This is a genomic window from Desulfonatronum sp. SC1, assembly GCF_003046795.1.
Classification (GTDB): Bacteria; Desulfobacterota; Desulfovibrionia; order Desulfovibrionales; family Desulfonatronaceae; genus Desulfonatronum.
Genome location: NZ_PZKN01000085.1, coordinates 1 through 595 on the forward strand (window position 1 = coordinate 1; position 595 = coordinate 595).

Sequence of the window (595 nt, forward strand, 5' to 3'; positions counted from 1 at the left end):
TTAATTGTATCTGACTACTCATTTGAGTTCAGCCATTGGAATGCCGGACACAGTCTCAGTGAATGGCTTGTTCAGAATGAAGTTCCCGGTATCTTTGACATCGATACACGCGAACTCACCAAACTGCTGCGCGACAAAGGGCCGCTTCTTGGTAAAATTGTGGTAGAGGGTGAGGATGTTGCTTTCTACAACCCCGACAATGACAACCTTGCCGCTATGGTTTGCACAACAGAGCCTCAGGTGTATGGTAATGGTAAGCACAAAATTGTTTTGGTAGATACCGGGGCCAAGTACAACATTCTCAGATGTCTGCTCAAAAGAGACACCACTGTTGTTCGTGTGCCATGGGATTATGATTTTACCAAAGATGATTACGATGGCATAATGCTTTCAAACGGCCCGGGTAACCCTGCGGTATACACGCAAACCATTGAGAATATTAAAAAAGCACTGCAAGGAGATAAACCAATTTTCGGTATTTGTTTGGGAAATCAGCTGATGGGAATTGCTGCCGGAGGATCAACGCATAAGCTTAAATACGGGCATAGGGCACATAACCATCCGGTACGTAAAGTTGGTACCGACACTTGTTATA

General features: G+C 44.7%; 1 protein-coding gene. It reads left to right on the forward strand.

The features are described from left to right. The coding region (locus C6366_RS20825) for a carbamoyl-phosphate synthase domain-containing protein (protein WP_199221573.1) at window positions 1–595 on the forward strand (595 nt) is incomplete at both ends.